The 17,150-nt window shown below is 57.5% G+C and carries 11 protein-coding genes; all 11 read left to right on the forward strand.

Features of this window, described 5'->3' with window-relative positions; translation table 11 throughout:
* Window positions 1–37: 37 nt before the first annotated feature.
* The 11 genes from GVJ63_RS14415 to der all read left to right on the forward strand — a co-directional run bounded on the left by GVJ63_RS14415 (window position 38) and on the right by der (window position 17,123).
* Window positions 38–4,933, forward strand: coding sequence for an alpha-2-macroglobulin (locus GVJ63_RS14415; protein ID WP_159227047.1), 4,896 nt, complete (start codon window positions 38–40; stop codon window positions 4,931–4,933).
* Entirely contained in the window at window positions 4,934–7,273 is a 2,340-nt protein-coding gene (gene pbpC, locus GVJ63_RS14420; RefSeq protein WP_159227048.1) for a peptidoglycan glycosyltransferase PbpC, read from the forward strand.
* Between the two features lie 175 nt (window positions 7,274–7,448).
* On the forward strand, window positions 7,449–7,880 hold the full coding sequence (ndk, locus tag GVJ63_RS14425; protein WP_003848684.1) for a nucleoside-diphosphate kinase: 432 nt from the start codon (window positions 7,449–7,451) through the stop codon (window positions 7,878–7,880).
* Between the two features lie 187 nt (window positions 7,881–8,067).
* On the forward strand, window positions 8,068–9,237 hold the full coding sequence (locus tag GVJ63_RS14430; protein WP_010257560.1) for a bifunctional tRNA (adenosine(37)-C2)-methyltransferase TrmG/ribosomal RNA large subunit methyltransferase RlmN: 1,170 nt from the start codon (window positions 8,068–8,070) through the stop codon (window positions 9,235–9,237).
* Between the two features lie 80 nt (window positions 9,238–9,317).
* Window positions 9,318–10,052: a type IV pilus biogenesis/stability protein PilW gene (gene pilW, locus GVJ63_RS14435; RefSeq protein ID WP_031292207.1), complete on the forward strand. Its 735-nt coding sequence runs from the start codon at window positions 9,318–9,320 to the stop codon at window positions 10,050–10,052.
* Window positions 10,042–11,061: a cytoskeleton protein RodZ gene (gene rodZ / locus GVJ63_RS14440; protein WP_033758630.1), complete on the forward strand. Its 1,020-nt coding sequence runs from the start codon at window positions 10,042–10,044 to the stop codon at window positions 11,059–11,061. Before pilW ends, rodZ begins: the two co-directional genes overlap by 11 nt.
* A 37-nt stretch (window positions 11,062–11,098) precedes the next feature.
* A complete protein-coding gene (gene ispG / locus GVJ63_RS14445; RefSeq protein WP_003848692.1) occupies window positions 11,099–12,220 on the forward strand; it encodes a flavodoxin-dependent (E)-4-hydroxy-3-methylbut-2-enyl-diphosphate synthase in 1,122 nt (373 codons plus the stop codon).
* Between the two features lie 105 nt (window positions 12,221–12,325).
* Complete coding sequence (gene hisS, locus GVJ63_RS14450) at window positions 12,326–13,600, forward strand: histidine--tRNA ligase (protein ID WP_010257545.1); 1,275 nt, start codon at window positions 12,326–12,328, stop codon at window positions 13,598–13,600.
* Between the two features lie 39 nt (window positions 13,601–13,639).
* Window positions 13,640–14,257, forward strand: coding sequence for a YfgM family protein (locus tag GVJ63_RS14455; RefSeq protein WP_010257542.1), 618 nt, complete (start codon window positions 13,640–13,642; stop codon window positions 14,255–14,257).
* Window positions 14,258–14,276: 19 nt separating this feature from the next.
* Window positions 14,277–15,458 (forward strand): outer membrane protein assembly factor BamB, encoded by a 1,182-nt coding sequence (gene bamB / locus GVJ63_RS14460; protein ID WP_033769690.1) that lies wholly within the window; start codon window positions 14,277–14,279, stop codon window positions 15,456–15,458.
* A 174-nt stretch (window positions 15,459–15,632) separates the two neighbouring features.
* Window positions 15,633–17,123: a ribosome biogenesis GTPase Der gene (gene der, locus GVJ63_RS14465; protein ID WP_010257536.1), complete on the forward strand. Its 1,491-nt coding sequence runs from the start codon at window positions 15,633–15,635 to the stop codon at window positions 17,121–17,123.
* Window positions 17,124–17,150: the final 27 nt, after the last annotated feature.

Here is a 17,150-nt window from a genome sequence, read left to right on the forward strand (position 1 = left end):
CAAACGACACTCCCTGCGTCCCGGTGAAGGAACTACCATGAAGAAACGCAATACCCGGCTGCTGCTCAGCATGCTGATCGGTGGCTCGCTGCTGTCAGCGACCCTGTTACCTGTTTTGCCTCTCCAGGCGGCAGAAGCACCCGCAACCTCCCAGGTCAGCAAACCGCTGACGATTATCGATCTCTCGGAACTGCAGATTGATAATGCCGCTGCGCTGGTCTTAACCTTCAGTCAGCCGCTTGATGATAAACAGGATATCGCGCAAAAAGTCAGGCTGACCGACGATAAACAGGGCCGGGTGGATGGCGGCTGGGAACTTTCTGCTAACCGCAAAACGTTGCGCTTCCGCCATCCCGAGCCGTCGCGTCACTTCACCGTCACGGTGGATGCGGGACTGCGCGCGGCCAGCGGAGAGACGCTTCCCGCCGATTACAGTCAGAAAATCGCCACCCGTGATATCCAGCCGATGGTGGGCTTTGCCAGTCGCGGTTCACTGCTGCCGCTGCGTATCACCCAGGGACTGCCGGTGCTGGCGCTGAATGTTGACCAGGTCGATGTCGATTTCTTCCGGATAAAGAATGCCGGCCTGGCGGAATTTCTCTCGCAGTGGAATTACGGCAACAACCTCTCAAGCTGGCAGTCGCAGGAGCTGCTGAAAAGCAGCCAGCTGGTTTATAGCGGACGCTTTGAGCTCAACCCGGCGCGTAACACGCGTGAAAAATTGCAGCTGCCGATGCGTGACATTACCGCACTTCAGCAGCCGGGCGTCTATCTGGCGGTGATGAAGCAGGCCGGTACTTATCGCTACAGCCAGCCCGCCACGCTTTTCACCCTCAGCGATATTGGCCTGTCACTGCATCGCTTCCCGACCCGGTTCGAACTGTTCGCCCAGAGTCTGGCAGACGGTCAGCCGCTTTCCGGGGTCAGCGTCAGGTTACTGGATGAGAAGGGGCAGGTGCTGCAAAGCGGTACCAGTGACAGCACCGGTCATCTGAGCCTCAAGGCGGATGAAAAAGGCAAGCTCCTGCTGGCAATTCAGGGAGAACAGACCTCAATGATCGACCTGGCGCGTCCGGCGCTGGATCTCGCTGAATTCCCGGTCGCGGGGCCGCAGGGCTATGACAAACAGCTGTTTGTTTTTGGTCCGCGCGATATCTATCGTCCTGGCGAAACGGTCATCGTGAATGCGCTGCTTCGCGATGCCGACGGACACCCCTTGCCCGCGCAGCCGATCAAAGCGGAGCTGGTGCAGCCCGATGGCCAGGTGATGCGGACTTTTGTCTGGCAGCCTGAAGCGGGATTCTACCAGCAGCGACTGGCGCTGTCCGCGTCGGCCATGACCGGCGACTGGATGTTGCGACTGAATACCGGCGATAACCTCAAGCGAGAGTGGAAGTTTCACGTCGAAGATTTTCTGCCAGAGCGTATGGCGTTAACCCTGAAAAATGACCCTCAGCCACAGGCCGCTGATGCCAGTGTTGAGTTCGGTATTGAGGGGCGCTATCTCTATGGCGCCCCAGCAGCAGGTAACACGCTACAGGGGCAACTCTATCTGCGACCGGCACGCGAGGCGGTGACTGCACTGCCAGGCTATCAGTTTGGTGACATCACCGAAGAGGGGTTAAAGCGGACGCTGGATGAGGTGGATCTCAAGCTCGACGCCAGCGGTAAAGCACAACTCACGGTAGAAAATCAGTGGCATCAGCTCCACTCCCCGCTCAATCTGATCCTGCAGGCCAGCCTGCTGGAAACCGGCGGACGTCCGGTCACCCGTCGTGCCACCCAGGCCATCTGGCCCGCTGAAGCGCTGCCGGGTATCCGGCCGCTGTTTGGTAACAAGGCGGTTTATGACTACCGCAGTGACAGCTATCACGATGAGCCGACCGTGCCGGAACAGAGCCTGGCCGAATTCGACATTGTCTATGCCAACAGTCAGGGCAAAAAACTGGCGGCAGAGAAGCTGGATGTTCGCCTGATCCGTGAACGCCATGATTACTACTGGAGCTTCTCTGACAGCGAAGGCTGGCAGTCGCAGTATAGCGACAAGGATCTGCAGGAAGATGAACGCGCCATCTCTGTCCCGGCTGATGGCAGCACCAAAGTCAGCTTCCCGGTCGAGTGGGGCCACTACCGGCTGGAAGTGCAGGCGGGCGAGAAGATCGTCAGCAGCGTCCGGTTCCAGGCGGGTTATGACTGGCAGGATAACACCAACGGCACGGGTGCATTGCGCCCGGATCAGGTCAGACTGAAGCTGGATAAAGCGGCTTACCAGCCGGGCGATACCGTGCATCTGCAGGTTGAGTCACCGGCGGCCGGTAAAGGTTACCTGATGGTGGAGTCGAGCAGCGGCACGCTCTGGTGGCAGCCACTGACCGTACCAAAGGGCGGCACAACGGTGGATGTCCCTGTTGCTGAGAGCTGGCAGCGTCACGATCTCTACTTCAGCGCCATCGTGGTGCGTGACGGCGATAAGGTCAGTGGCGCAACGCCAAAACGCGCGGTGGGGCTGTTGCATCTGCCGATGGCGACGGAGGCGCGCCGCTTAAATCTGACGCTGGATGCGCCCGATAAAATCCGTCCTGAGCAACGCCTGACGGTAAAAGTCCACGCCAGTCGTGATGGCGGCCCGCTGCCTGAAAAAGTGAATGTACTGCTGTCAGCGGTGGACAGCGGCGTTCTGAGCGTGACGGATTTTAAAACGCCCGATCCGTGGCAGGCTTTCTTTGGCCGTAAACGCTACAACGTCGATCAGTATGACGTCTTTGGCCAGCTGATCGAAGGCGGTGGCCGGCTCGCGGCGCTGCGTTTTGGTGGTGATGGCGAAGATGAATCGATGACGCGCGGCGGCAAAAAGCCAGTGACGCACGTCAATATCGTGGCGCAGCAGTTACAGGCGGTGACGCTGGATAAAGAGGGCAACGGATCGATTACGCTGCCGATCCCGGCCTTTAACGGTGAACTGCGGCTGATGACCCAGGCATGGAGCGACGACAGCTTCGGCGCGGCCGAACGTAAACTGGTGGTCGCGGCGCCGCTGATCAGCGAACTGGCCACCCCGCGCTTCCTTGCCAGCGGCGATACAGCCTCACTGGCGCTGGATCTCACTAACCTGACCGATCTGCCGCAAACTCTGAAGGTGGATCTGAGCAGCAGTGGCTTAGTGGATCTGGCCGGGGCTGCCAGCCAGAGTGTGACGCTGGCCAAAGGCGCGCGTACCACACTTCAGATTCCGGTCATGGCGAAAACCGGCTTTGGTGATGGCGAGGTTGCCGTGCAGATTTCAGGTCTGAACCTGCCGGGCGAGCAGGTGAAGCCCAGCAAACAGCAGTGGAAAATCGGCGTCAGACCACCTTATCCGGCCCGGACGCTGAATTTCGATGCCGTCATCAATCCCGATCAGCCCTGGCAGGTCGCGGCAACCGCGTTTACCGGCCTTGATGCTCAGACCCTGAGTGGACAGCTGACGCTGAGCAATCGTCCGCCGCTCAATATCGCCAGTTATATCAGTGCGCTTTACGCCTATCCCTACGGCTGTCTGGAACAGACCACCAGCGGCCTCTGGCCGTCGCTCTACACCAGCCATGCCGAGCTGACCGCGATGGGGATAAAAACCAGCAGTGATGAGGCGCGCCGGGCCGCCGTCGACACCGGCGTTGCCCGTCTGGCAGGCATGCAGCGGGCCAACGGTAGCTTCGGGCTGTGGGACAAACAGAGTGAGGAGGAGTTCTGGCTGACGCCTTACGTGACCGATTTCCTGCTTCGCGCCAGCGAGGCGGGCTATGCGCTGCCGGATAATGTAGTTGACCGCGCTAACGCACGGCTGCTGCGCTATCTGCAGGATCCCGCGCAGATCAGCGGCGGCGGCAGTGATAACAACGCCGCGCTGCAGTTCAGCGTGCAGGCTTACGCCGGACTGGTGCTGGCGCGTCAGCAGCGTGCGCCGCTGGGTGCGCTGCGCGCCTTGTATGAAAAGCGTGAGAAGGCCCGCTCCGGCCTGGCGCTGATGCAGCTTGGCATGGCGCTGAAGCTGATGGGTGACGGGCAGCGCGCATCGCTTGCGATCATGCAGGGTGCCAGTCTGACGCGCTCAGATAAAGAGTGGTATGGCGACTATGGCAGCACGGTGCGCGATGAGGGGATGATGATAGCCCTGTTAGCAGAGAATAAGCTGCAGCCTGATTTGCAGAATAGTCTGCTGCTGTCGCTGTCAAAAGAGGTCAACGGCAAGCGCTGGTTCTCGACTCAGGAGAATAACGCGCTCTATTTAGCAGCGCATACTCTGCAGCGTGCGCAGGGCGGAAGCTGGCAGGCGCAACTGTCGGGCAATGCACAGCCTCTGCAGGGCGATGCGCCACTGAATAAAGGGCTGGGGGCTGAACGACTGTTGCAGGGCTTAGCCATCAGTAATCCGGGCAGTGCGCCGCTGTATGGTCGTCTGGATGTCACCGGTTATCCGCTGGCCGCGCCACAGCCGGAGAGCAATGTGCTCGGGATAAAACGTGAATACTTTACGCTGGATGGCAAAGCCGCCGATCTCAGTAATCTGCGCAGCGGCGAGTTGCTGGTGGTGCGTCTGACCGTTTCGTCGAAGCGCAGCATCACCGATGCGCTGGTGGTGGATCTGCTGCCTGCCGGTCTGGAGCTGGAAAACCAGAACCTGGCAGACAGCAGCGCCAGCCTCGGCGACAGTGCGGATGCGCTGAAGGAGAGCATGGGTGACATGCAGCAGGCTGACATCAGACACATTGAGTTCCGTGACGATCGCTTTGTGGCGGCACTGTCGGTGGATACTTATCGTCCCGCGACGCTGGTCTACCTGGCGCGGGCGGTCACACCGGGGCGCTATCTGATGCCACCACCGCAGGTCGAGTCGATGTATGTGCCGGAGTGGCGCGCCACCGGCAGCACGCCGTCGCAGCTGCATATTCAGTAAGTGACGCGACGCGTGGTAAACGTCAGCAGCATCAAAAAGTGGTGGCTCGCGCTGCCGCTTTTTTTTCTGGCGCTGTGGCTGGCGACATGGGGGCTGGATCGGCTTTTCCCATTGCCGCTTAAACAGGTGCAACCTGCGCGGGTGATTGTTGCCAGCGACGGTACACCATTGTGGCGCTTTGCAGACAGCAAGGGGATCTGGCGCTATCCGGTCACGCCAGAGGAGGTGGCTCCGGCCTATCTGCAGGCGCTGCTGACCTATGAAGATCGCTGGTTCTGGTATCACCCCGGCATCAATCCCCTGGCTCTGCTGCGCGCCGCCTGGCAGGATCTGCGCCATCAGAGCGTGATTTCCGGAGGCAGCACGCTGACCATGCAGGTGGCACGCCTTATCGACCCGCAACCCCGAACGCTGCGCGGCAAGCTGATTCAGGCGTGGCGGGCGCTGCAGCTGGAGTGGCATCTTTCCAAACGAGACATCCTGACGCTCTACCTTAACCGTGCGCCCTTTGGCGGCACGCTGGAAGGGGTGGGCGCGGCCAGCTGGAGCTGGCTGGGAAAAGCCCCGTCACAGCTGACGCCGGGCGAGGCGGCGCTGCTGGCCGTTTTGCCGCAGGCACCCAGCCGTCTGCGGCCCGATCGCTGGCCGGAGCGGGCAGAAGCCGCACGCAACAAAGTGCTGGATCGGCTGGCGGAATACCGCATCTGGTCCGCTGAACAGGTGGCGGAAATCCGTCAGGAGCCGGTGTGGCTGCCGCCGCGCCAGATGCCACAGATGGCGCCGCTGCTGGCCCGGCGACTGCTGTCGATCAGCCACAGCGATAAGATTGTCTCTACGCTTGACCCCTCACTGCAGCGCGAACTGGAAAGCCTGGCGCTGAATGTTAAAAATCAGCTTCCTCCACGCACCTCGCTGGCGATGCTGGTGGTGGATCACACCACCATGGCGGTTCGCGGCTATGTCGGCTCGGCTGACTTTACCGATGACAGCCGTTTTGGCCATGTGGATATGATCGCCAGCGTGCGTTCACCAGGCTCGGTGTTAAAACCCTTTATTTACGGCATGGCGCTGGATGAGGGGCTGATTCATGCTGAATCACTGCTGCAGGATGTGCCGCGTCGCTTTGGTGATTACCGGCCAGGCAACTTCGATACCGGATTTCACGGGCCGGTCAGCGCCAGTGACGCACTGGTGCGGTCGCTGAATCTGCCTGCGGTGCAGCTTCTGGAGGCGCTGGGGCCGAAAAACGTTGCAGCGCGCCTGCGCAATGTCGGTCTGAACTTGCGTTTTCCCCCCGGCGCTGAACCTAATCTTTCCCTGATTCTCGGCGGCACCGGAGCGCGCATGGATGAGATCGTGGCTGCCTACAGCGCCTTTGCTCGCCACGGCAACGCCGGCCAGCTGCGCTGGATGCCCGATCAACCCTTACAGCAGCGGCCGCTGCTTTCGCCTGAGTCGGCGTGGATCATCCGGCGTATCCTGGCCGGGGAAGCGCAGCCCGCGGGCAATGGCAGCGTACCCGATGTGGTGCCACTGGCCTGGAAAACCGGCACCAGTTATGGCTACCGCGATGCCTGGTCGGTGGGGATCAATCCCCGTTATCTGATTGGCGTCTGGGTCGGAAGACCGGATGCGACGCCGGTTGCCGGGCAGTTTGGTTTTGCCTCTGCCGTGCCCGTCATGAATCAGATCAACAGCCTGCTGATGAGTCGCCTCGGCAGACGTGACGTTCCGGGCGATCCGCGCCCGGCCTCGGTGACGGTGGCGAGCATTTGCTGGCCTGGCGGTCAGCCGTTGCCCGCCGGAGACGAAAACTGTCGCCAGCGGCGGCAAAGCTGGGTCGCCGCCGACACGCTGCCGCCTACACTGCTGGCTCCCGGCCAGGAGAGCCTCAGCGGATTACGCCTGGCCTACTGGCAGAATGCGCAGGGACTGCGCGTCGCAGCAGACTGCCCCGGCGCCACCCGCCATGAACGGCTGGTCTGGCCGCTGCCGCTGGAGGCCTGGCTGCCGCCTCAGGAGCGGCGGGCGCAACGTCTGCCCCCTGTCGATGCCCGGTGTCCGCCGTTACAGCAGGGCAGCAGCGCACCGCTGATCGTTACCGGCGTGATTGAGGGGCAAATTGTCAGACCGCTGCCGGGCAGGAGCGCGCTGACAATGCCGGTCGCGGTGCAGGGAGGGCAGGGCACACAGCGCTGGTGGTTCCTGAATGGTGAGCCTCTGATGACGCAGAACGCCGCAGACAGCCTGTCGCTGCAGCTCGATCATCCGGGCGAGTATCAGCTGGTGGTGATGGATGAAGAGGGGCAACTTGTCTCCGTCACCTTCAGCCGGGGCTGACGATTTTTTGCGCTAAATCATAACTATGGCGCGTCTGCTTCGACTCAGATCAAGAATTTTCATCAAATTAGGGATCTCTGATAGGCAATGCCGGACTCAGCCCCTATAATCGGCGCCGTTTCTTAACCGGGGCGGACGCCACCGGTTTCTTCAGAACGTTAAGACAGAGGTCATCATGGCAATCGAACGTACTTTTTCTATCATCAAGCCAAACGCCGTCGCTAAAAATGTGATTGGTGCTATCTACAACCGTTTTGAAAGCGCTGGCTTCAAAATCGTTGGCGCAAAAATGCTGCAGCTGAGCAAAGAGCAGGCTGAAGGTTTTTACGCTGAGCACCAGGGCAAGCCATTCTTCGATGGTCTGGTTGAATTCATGACCTCTGGCCCGGTTGTTGTTTCCGTGCTGGAAGGTGAAAATGCCGTTCAGCGTCACCGTGACCTGATGGGTGCGACTAACCCGGCAAACGCACTGGCTGGCACACTGCGTGCTGACTACGCTGACAGCTTCACCGAAAACGCCACGCACGGTTCAGATTCTGCTGAATCCGCTGCCCGCGAAATCGCTTATTTCTTTGGCGAAAACGAAATCTGCCCACGTACCCGTTAATCGCCTGGCGATAAACGTTACGTCGGCTTTACAAAAATCTGCGTAGGGGAGGTCACTCCCGCCTGTTATCAGGCTGCAGATGTTGTACAATATTGCGCCTTCATTGACTCAGCTTAATGAAGGCGCAATTTTTTTCACCTATCACTGAACAGCGCCATAACGTGTAACAACGAGGCCAGAGAATATTATGTCCGAACAGATTGTGACGTCCGCGTCAGCATCCCCTATTGTCGTCTCCCCCAAAAGCCAGAAAATAAACCTGCTGGATCTCAACCGTCAGCAGATGCGCGAATTCTTCCTGTCGCTGGGCGAAAAGCCTTTCCGCGCCGATCAGGTCATGAAGTGGATTTATCACTACTGCTGCGATGACTTCGAGCAGATGACCGACATCAACAAAAAGCTGCGTAACCGGCTGATGGAGCTGACGGAGATCCGTGCGCCAGAAGTGGCAGAAGAGATGCGCTCTACCGACGGCACCATCAAATGGGCCATTCGCGTGGGCGACCAGCTGGTGGAAACGGTCTATATCCCGGAAGGGGACCGCGCCACGCTCTGTGTCTCTTCACAGGTGGGTTGTGCGCTGGAGTGTAAATTCTGTTCGACCGCACAGCAGGGCTTTAACCGTAACCTGCGGGTGTCAGAAATTATTGGTCAGGTGTGGCGCGCGGCAAAAATTGTCGGCGCAGCGAAAATCACCGGCCAGCGTCCTATCACCAACGTGGTGATGATGGGCATGGGCGAGCCGCTGCTCAACCTCAATAACGTGGTCCCGGCGATGGAGATCATGCTGGATGACTTCGGTTTTGGTCTGTCGAAGCGTCGCGTGACCCTCTCCACTTCGGGTGTGGTGCCCGCGCTGGATAAACTGGGCGATATGATCGACGTCGCGCTGGCGATTTCCCTGCACGCGCCTAACGATAAGCTGCGTGATGATATTGTCCCGATCAACAAAAAGTACAATATCGAAACCTTCCTGGCGGCGGTGAAACGCTACATTGGCAAATCTAACGCCAATCAGGGACGCGTGACCATCGAGTACGTGTTGCTGGATCACGTCAATGACAGCACAGATGATGCGCATGAACTCGCCGCATTACTGAAAGAAACACCGTGTAAAATCAACCTGATCCCCTGGAACCCCTTCCCGGGCGCGCCTTATGGCCGTAGCTCCAATAGCCGCATCGATCGTTTCTCCAAAGTCCTGATGGACTATGGTTTTACGACCATCGTGCGTAAAACCCGTGGCGACGATATCGATGCCGCCTGTGGTCAGTTAGCCGGTGAGGTGATCGACCGTACCAAGCGTACGATGCGTAAAAAAATGGCGGGTGAAGCCATCTCTGTGAAGGCTCTCTAGAAGAGTGACTCAGAGCGTTTCCTGAAGTGATGACGCGTGGCAGGCTGCAGCCTGTCAACGTCAAGCGGATGGAAACGATTATGCGTAACGGATTACCGGCAGTTTTACTGGCGCTGTTTGTTGTAAGCGGGTGTGTCAGCCAGCATCACGAACCCGGAGCAGAAGAGGTGCGTCTGCAGTTAGGGATGCACTATCTGGCGGGTGGCGACTATGCCGCAGCTGAGCGAAACTTTCTGCGGGCACAGGCCGCCGCGCCAGAGGATTACCGGGTCTCGCTTGCGCTGGCTCGACTGGCGCAGAAGCAGGGTAATCAGACAGCGGCGCAGGCACGGTTTATACTGGCACAGCAGCAGGCCCCGGATAATGGTTTTGTTGCTAACAATTACGGTGCGTTTCTCTGCGCTTTAAGGCAGTATGGCGAAGCGCATCAACAGTTTAGTCGGGCAAGCGCAGCACCGCAGTTTGATGCACGCAATGACGCGCTTGAACTGGCAGGGTTTTGTTATCTGCAGGCTGGCGATATTGCCGCTGCCCGCAGGACACTACGCCAGGCCATTGAGGCTGACAGACGCAAAGCTGATTCGCTGCTGTCGGAAGCTGAAAAGCAGTTGGCAGATAACCATCTGGCGAAGGTGCAGGTTTTGCTTGATATTTACCAGCAACAGCTGCCCGCAACGGCACGAAGTCTGGCGTTACACTTACGTTTCGCCGCGCTACAGGGAGATGCCGCTGACGTTTCACGTTATGGCGACCAGTTAGCGCGACGTTTTCCGCAATCGATACAGTACCAGCGTTATTTAGCTAATGAATACTGAAGCCACTCAAGAAAACTCTGCATTACATTCAACAGGTGAACGCCTGCGTCTGGCCCGTGAGCAGATGGGGCTGACGCAGCAGAACGTCGCTGAACGCCTGTGCCTGAAACTTTCTACCGTGCGTGATATCGAGGAAGACAAATCGCCTGCCGATCTGGCCTCCACGTTCCTGCGCGGATACATTCGCTCCTACGCGCGTCTGGTGCACATTCCTGAAGAGGAACTGCTGCCGATGATGGCGAAACAGACACCGATTCGGGCTTCAAAGATCGAGCCGATGCAAAGTTTCTCACTGGGCAAACGCCGCAAGAAACGTGACGGCTGGTTGATGATTTTCACCTGGCTGGTGGTGTTTGTGGTGGTGGGTCTGACCGGTGCATGGTGGTGGCAGAATCATAAAGAGTCGCAGGATGATCTGGTGCCGATGACCGATCAGAACAGCAGCAGCGGTGATAGCGGCCAGTCCATTCCGCTGGGTGAATCCAGCGGTGACAGCGCGGCACCTGCCGCACCTGACGAAAGCAATACCACAAGTGACAACAGCGCAGCCAGTGCGCCAGCGAGTGCGGCTCCGGCCGCCACTGGCAGCAATAGCGCGACCACCGCACAGCCGGATACCACCAGCAATGCCGTGGTTTCACCGAGCCAGGCGCCCGTGGACAACTCAGCGGCTGCACCTGCGGCCGCTAACACGAATACCAATAACAGCACGGCACCTCAGATGCCAGTAGGTGCAGCGGCGGTCAGTGAACCGGCTGCTGACCCTAATGCGGTGGTGATGACCTTTAACGCCGACTGCTGGCTGGAAGTGAGCGATGCCACCGGCAAAAAACTGTTCAGCGGCATTCAGCGCAGTGGTGGTAAACTCAGCCTCGCAGGAACGCCTCCGTATCGTCTGAAAATTGGCGCGCCTTCCGCTGTTCAGGTGCAATATCAGAATCAGCCCGTTGATTTAAGTCGTTTTATCCGTAATAACCAGGTTGCTCGCCTGACGTTGGGTGCGCAATAACAGCGTATCGCGTACCGGGCAATTGTGGAGAAGAAATATGCATAACGAAGCACCCATTATCCGTCGTAAATCCAAACGCATTTACGTCGGCAAGGTGCCGGTCGGTGACGGCGCACCCATCGCTGTCCAGTCGATGACCAACACCCGCACCACTGACGTGGAGGCGACGGTAAATCAGATCAAAGCCCTTGAGCGAGTCGGTGTCGACATCGTTCGTATCTCGGTGCCTACCATGGATGCCGCAGAAGCATTCAGGCTGATCAAACAGCAGGTAAACGTCCCGCTGGTTGCAGATATTCATTTTGACTACCGCATCGCCCTGAAAGTCGCCGAGTATGGCGTCGACTGCCTGCGCATCAATCCCGGTAATATCGGGAACAATGAGCGCATCCGTATGGTGGTCGACTGCGCGCGCGACAACAATATTCCGATTCGAATCGGCGTGAACGCCGGTTCGCTGGAGAAAGATCTGCAGGAAAAGTATGGCGAGCCGACGCCGCAGGCGCTGCTGGAATCTGCCATGCGCCATGTCGATCATCTCGACCGTCTTAACTTCGATCAATTCAAAGTCAGCGTCAAAGCCTCTGACGTCTTCCTCGCGGTTGAATCTTATCGTCTGCTGGCGAAACAGATTGAACAGCCACTGCATCTCGGTATCACCGAAGCGGGCGGCGCGCGGGCTGGCGCAGTGAAATCGGCGATTGGACTGGGTCTGCTGCTGTCAGAAGGGATCGGCGATACGCTGCGTATCTCGCTGGCCGCCGATCCGGTAGAAGAAGTCAAAGTCGGTTTCGATATCCTCAAGTCACTGCGCATCCGTTCTCGTGGCATCAACTTCATCGCCTGTCCGACCTGCTCACGTCAGGAGTTCGACGTTATCGGCACGGTCAACGCGCTGGAGCAGCGTCTGGAAGACCTCATCACCCCGATGGATGTCTCCATTATCGGCTGCGTGGTCAACGGACCCGGCGAGGCGACTCTCTCTACGCTGGGCGTGACCGGCGGCAGCAAGAAGAGTGGTTTCTACGAAGATGGTGTGCGTCAGCGCGATCGTCTCGACAACAATGACATGATCGATCAGCTGGAAGCGCGCATTCGTGCTAAAGCGTCGATGCTGGATGCCAGTCGCCGTATTGATGTGCAGCATCTGGAAAAATAATGGCGTACGCGGTTTGCGTGCGTGACTTTTTTGACTGAACCTGTGCGGTTTCATCCTCATAAGGTATGATGCCGGACAGGTTTTTTTGCATTAAGAGATTCTAACGTGGCGAAGAATATTCAGGCGATTCGCGGGATGAACGACTACCTGCCTGCGGATACCGCCCTCTGGCAACGGATTGAAGGCGTTCTCAAGCAGACGCTGGCGAGCTACGGTTACAGCGAAATTCGCTTACCGCTGGTGGAGCAAACCCCACTGTTTAAACGCGCCATCGGTGAAGTCACCGACGTGGTTGAAAAAGAGATGTATACCTTCGAAGACCGCAACGGTGAAAGCCTGACGCTGCGTCCGGAAGGCACTGCAGGTTGCGTGCGAGCCGGTATTGAACACGGTTTACTCTACAACCAGGAGCAGCGCCTGTGGTATATGGGCCCGATGTTCCGCTATGAGCGTCCGCAGAAAGGCCGCTATCGTCAGTTCTACCAGATTGGCGTGGAAGTGTTTGGTCTGCAGGGTCCGGACATCGATGCTGAACTGATCATGCTGAATGCCCGCTGGTGGAAAGCCCTGGGTATCTCTGAGCACGTTCGTCTGGAACTCAACTCTATCGGTTCGCTGGAAGCACGCGCGCATTACCGCGACGCGCTGGTCGCCTTCCTTGAACAGCATAAAGAGGTGCTGGATGAGGATTGTAAACGCCGCATGTACACCAATCCGATGCGCGTTCTCGACACTAAAAATCCTGATATCCAGCAGTTACTGAATGATGCGCCACAGCTTGGCGACTATCTTGACGACGAATCACGTGAACATTTCAGCGGCCTGTGTGCCCTGCTGGATGACGCCGGGATCAGCTACACCGTCAATCAGCGTCTGGTACGCGGTCTTGATTATTACAATCGCACCGTGATTGAGTGGGTCACCGATAGCCTGGGTTCACAGGGCACGGTATGTGGTGGCGGTCGCTATGATGGCCTGGTTGAGCAGCTCGGTGGGCGCGCAACACCTGCCGTTGGCTTTGCCATGGGCATGGAGCGTCTGGTGCTGCTGGTTCAGGCGGTTAATCCTGAATTTGAACCGACGAGCAATGTGGATGTCTATGTTATCGCTTCAGGTCAGGGCGTGCAGTCTGCAGCAATGCAGCTGGCTGAGAAATTGCGTGATGAAGCGCCAGAACTGAGGCTGATGACCAACTTTGGCGGCGGCAACTTCAAGAAACAGTTTGCCCGTGCTGACAAGTGGGGCGCTCGCGTCGCACTGGTGTTAGGCGAGGACGAGGTCAAAGCCGGTCAGGTCGTGATTAAAGATCTGCGCCGTGGCGAGCAGCAAACGCTGGATCAGGCAGAGGCTGCTGCTGTCTTGCGCTCGCTGTTACAGTAAGCGTGACACAGCACCAACCATAGAAAGGAGAGGGATTGCGTGGAAGTGTATAGCAATGAGAACGAGCAGACCGACGCGCTGCGCAACTTTTTTGCCAACAATGGCAAAGCGTTAGCTATTGGCGTGGTGATCGGCATTGCTGCGCTGGGCGGCTGGCGTTACTGGAGCAGTCATCAGGACGATACGGCGAAGACAGTATCAGCGCAGTATCAGCAGCTCACCAGCGCCATGCAGGCGGGCAAACCGGAGACGCTGGAAGCGGTAAACCGTTTTGCCAGTGAAAACAGCAACACCTACGGTGCGCTGGCTGCGATGGATCTGGCGAAGCAGTATGTTGACGCCGGTCAGCTTGATAAAGCCGCGACGCTGCTGCAAAACGGACTGAAAGATACCAAAGATGCCAATCTGCAGGCGGTGATTAACCTGCGCCTGGCACGCATTCAACTGCAACAGAATCAAGCGGATGCGGCGCTTAAAACCCTTGACGGTGTGAAGGGTGATGGCTGGACAGCCATTGTGGCCGATATTCGCGGCGAAGCGCTGCTGACCAAAGGCGACAAGCAGGGCGCGCGCGATGCCTGGAGTAAAGGGGTTGAATCTGACGCCTCTCCGGCATTGAAGCAAATGATGCAGATGAAGATGAATAACTTAAGCTAAGCCAGTCAAGAGAGAGCGCATGGAATTACGTAAATACCTGCTGCCGGGACTGATTTCAGTCACTTTGCTCAGCGGTTGTTCGCTGTTTAGCGGCGAAGAAGATGTAGTAAAAATGGCCCCGTTACCGAAGGTGGAAAATCAGTTCACGCCACAGAAAGTGTGGAGCACCTCGGTAGGCGATGGTGTCGGTGATTTCTACTCAAATCTGCATCCTGCCTGGCAGGATAATACGGTTTATGCTGCCGACCGCTTTGGTATCGTCAAAGCGCTCGATGCCGCAGACGGTAAAGAAAAATGGAAAGTCGATCTCTCTGAGAAAACCGGCTTCTTCTCTAAAAATCGCTCAGCCATGTTATCAGGTGGCCTGACGGCTGATGGCGATCGGGTCTATGTTGGCAGCGAGCGCGGCCAGGTTTATGCCCTCAACAGCAGTGATGGTAGCCTGGCGTGGCAGACGAAAGTCGCCGGCGAAGCACTGTCACGTCCGGTAGTCAGCGATGGTCTGGTGCTGGTTCATACCAGCAACGGCATGTTGCAGGGCCTGGATCAGAGCAGCGGTGCCGTGAAGTGGAGCGTCAACCTGGATATGCCAGCGTTGTCTCTGCGCGGTGAATCTGCTCCGGCTGTCGCTTTTGGTGGCGCGATTGTCGGTGGCGACAATGGTCGTGTCAGTGCCGTGGTGCTGAACCAGGGACAACTGGTCTGGCAGCAGCGTATTTCCCAGGTCAGCGGTGCCACTGAGATCGATCGTCTTAACGATGTCGATACCACACCGGTTATCGTCAACGGCGTGGTTTACGCGCTGGCGTATAACGGCAATCTGACAGCACTGGATCTGCGTTCCGGCCAGATTTTGTGGAAACGCGAAATTGGCGGTGTGAAAGATCTGATTGTTGATGCCGGCCGCATCTATCTGGTCGATCAGGACGATCGTGTGATTGCGCTTAACGCTGACGGCGGCGTCGCCATCTGGCGTCAAAGCGATCTGCTGCATCGCAACCTGACTTCGCCGGTGCTCTACAACGGCTATCTGGTTGTCGGCGACAGTGAAGGTTATCTGCACTGGCTGAACACCACGGATGGTCGTTTTGTTGCGCAGCAGAAACTGGATAGCTCAGGCTTCCAGACCGAGCCGGTGGTCGCCAGCGATAAGCTGCTGATCCAGTCGAAAGATGGTGAGGTTTATGCGATTACCCGTTAACGGGTACACGTCTGGCAGGTGAAATCCTCCGTTCCGACGGCTCCTGATTTAATCAGGGGCCGTTTCGTTTTTAGTCAGGCATGGTATTCTTTGCGCCTTAAGCCTGAACTTGACGGCCAGAGCCGTTATAATCACGCCATTCGGGCGATTAATTATTTATTGAGGCATTTTGTTATGGTACCTGTGGTCGCGCTGGTTGGGCGTCCCAATGTGGGAAAATCTACGCTATTTAACCGCTTAACCCGCACACGTGATGCGCTGGTAGCGGATTTTCCTGGACTGACTCGCGATCGCAAATATGGTCGCGCCGAAGTGGAAGGGCGCGAATTTATTGTTATTGATACCGGTGGTATCGACGGCACCGAAGAGGGTGTTGAAACGCGGATGGCCGAGCAGTCACTGCTGGCGATTGAAGAAGCGGATGTCGTGCTGTTTATGGTCGATGCGCGTGCGGGCATGATGGCCGCCGATCAGCAAATCGCTAAGCATCTCCGTTCCCGCCAGAAAGCGACTTTTCTGGTGGCTAACAAAACTGACGGGATGGATCCTGATCAGGCGGTTGTGGACTTCTATTCACTGGGCCTGGGCGAGATACACGCCATTGCGGCATCGCATGGTCGTGGTGTGAGCAGCCTGATAGAAGAGGCACTGCTGCCATGGATGGACAAAGTTGAGACGGTCGAGCTCACGGAAGAAGAAGAGAACCAGGCGTACTGGGCTGCGCTTGAAGCTGACGAGATTGCTGAGCAGGAAGCCGCCGAGGAAGAAGAAAACTTCGACCCGACGGGCCTGCCGATCAAACTGGCGATTGTTGGCCGTCCTAACGTAGGTAAGTCAACGCTTACCAACCGCATTCTCGGTGAAGACCGCGTGGTGGTCTACGATATGCCGGGCACCACCCGCGACAGCATCTATATTCCGATGGAGCGTGATGGACGTGAATACGTTCTGATCGACACGGCGGGTGTGCGTAAGCGTGCCAAAATCTCTGACACCGTAGAGAAATTTTCGGTGATCAAGACGCTGCAGGCGATTGAAGATGCCAACGTGGTGATGCTGGTGATTGATGCCCATGCCGGTATTTCCGATCAGGATCTGTCGCTGCTTGGCTTCATTCTCAACAGTGGTCGTTCGCTGGTGATTGTGGTCAACAAATGGGATGGCCTGTCGCAGGAAGTGCGTGATGAAGTGAAAGAGACACTGGACTACCGTCTGGGCTTTATCGATTTCGCCCGCATCCACTTTATCTCTGCGCTGCACGGCAGCGGCGTCGGCAATCTGTTTGAGTCGATCACTGAAGCCTATGACTGTTCGACGAAGCGTGTAAACACCTCGCTGCTGACCCGTATCATGAACATGGCGGCAGACGATCACCAGCCACCGCTGGTACGCAGTCGTCGCGTTAAGCTCAAATACGCGCACGCGGGGGGATATAACCCGCCTATCGTGGTAATCCACGGTAATCAGGTTAAGGATCTGCCAGATTCTTACAAACGCTACCTGATGAACTATTTCCGTAAATCACTCAACGTGATGGGAACGCCAATTCGTATTCAGTTCAAAGAGGGTGATAACCCTTATGAAGGCAAACGTAACCTGCTGACGCCAACGCAGCAGCGTAAACGTAAGCGTCTGCTGGCGCATATGAAAAAGAACAAGCGTTAAGAATAGAGGGCCATCTGGCCCTCTTTT

The organism is Pantoea sp. 18059, from assembly GCF_902706165.1.
Lineage (GTDB): Bacteria > Pseudomonadota > Gammaproteobacteria > Enterobacterales > Enterobacteriaceae > Pantoea > Pantoea agglomerans.

Coding starts and splice junctions, on each gene's coding strand:
- ndk (WP_003848684.1), top strand. CDS start 7,449: ATGGCAATCGAACGTACTTTTTCTATCATCAAGCCAAACGCCGTCGCT.
- pilW (WP_031292207.1), top strand. CDS start 9,318: ATGCGTAACGGATTACCGGCAGTTTTACTGGCGCTGTTTGTTGTAAGC.
- GVJ63_RS14415 (WP_159227047.1), top strand. CDS start 38: ATGAAGAAACGCAATACCCGGCTGCTGCTCAGCATGCTGATCGGTGGC.
- der (WP_010257536.1), top strand. CDS start 15,633: ATGGTACCTGTGGTCGCGCTGGTTGGGCGTCCCAATGTGGGAAAATCT.
- rodZ (WP_033758630.1), top strand. CDS start 10,042: ATGAATACTGAAGCCACTCAAGAAAACTCTGCATTACATTCAACAGGT.
- GVJ63_RS14430 (WP_010257560.1), top strand. CDS start 8,068: ATGTCCGAACAGATTGTGACGTCCGCGTCAGCATCCCCTATTGTCGTC.
- ispG (WP_003848692.1), top strand. CDS start 11,099: ATGCATAACGAAGCACCCATTATCCGTCGTAAATCCAAACGCATTTAC.
- bamB (WP_033769690.1), top strand. CDS start 14,277: ATGGAATTACGTAAATACCTGCTGCCGGGACTGATTTCAGTCACTTTG.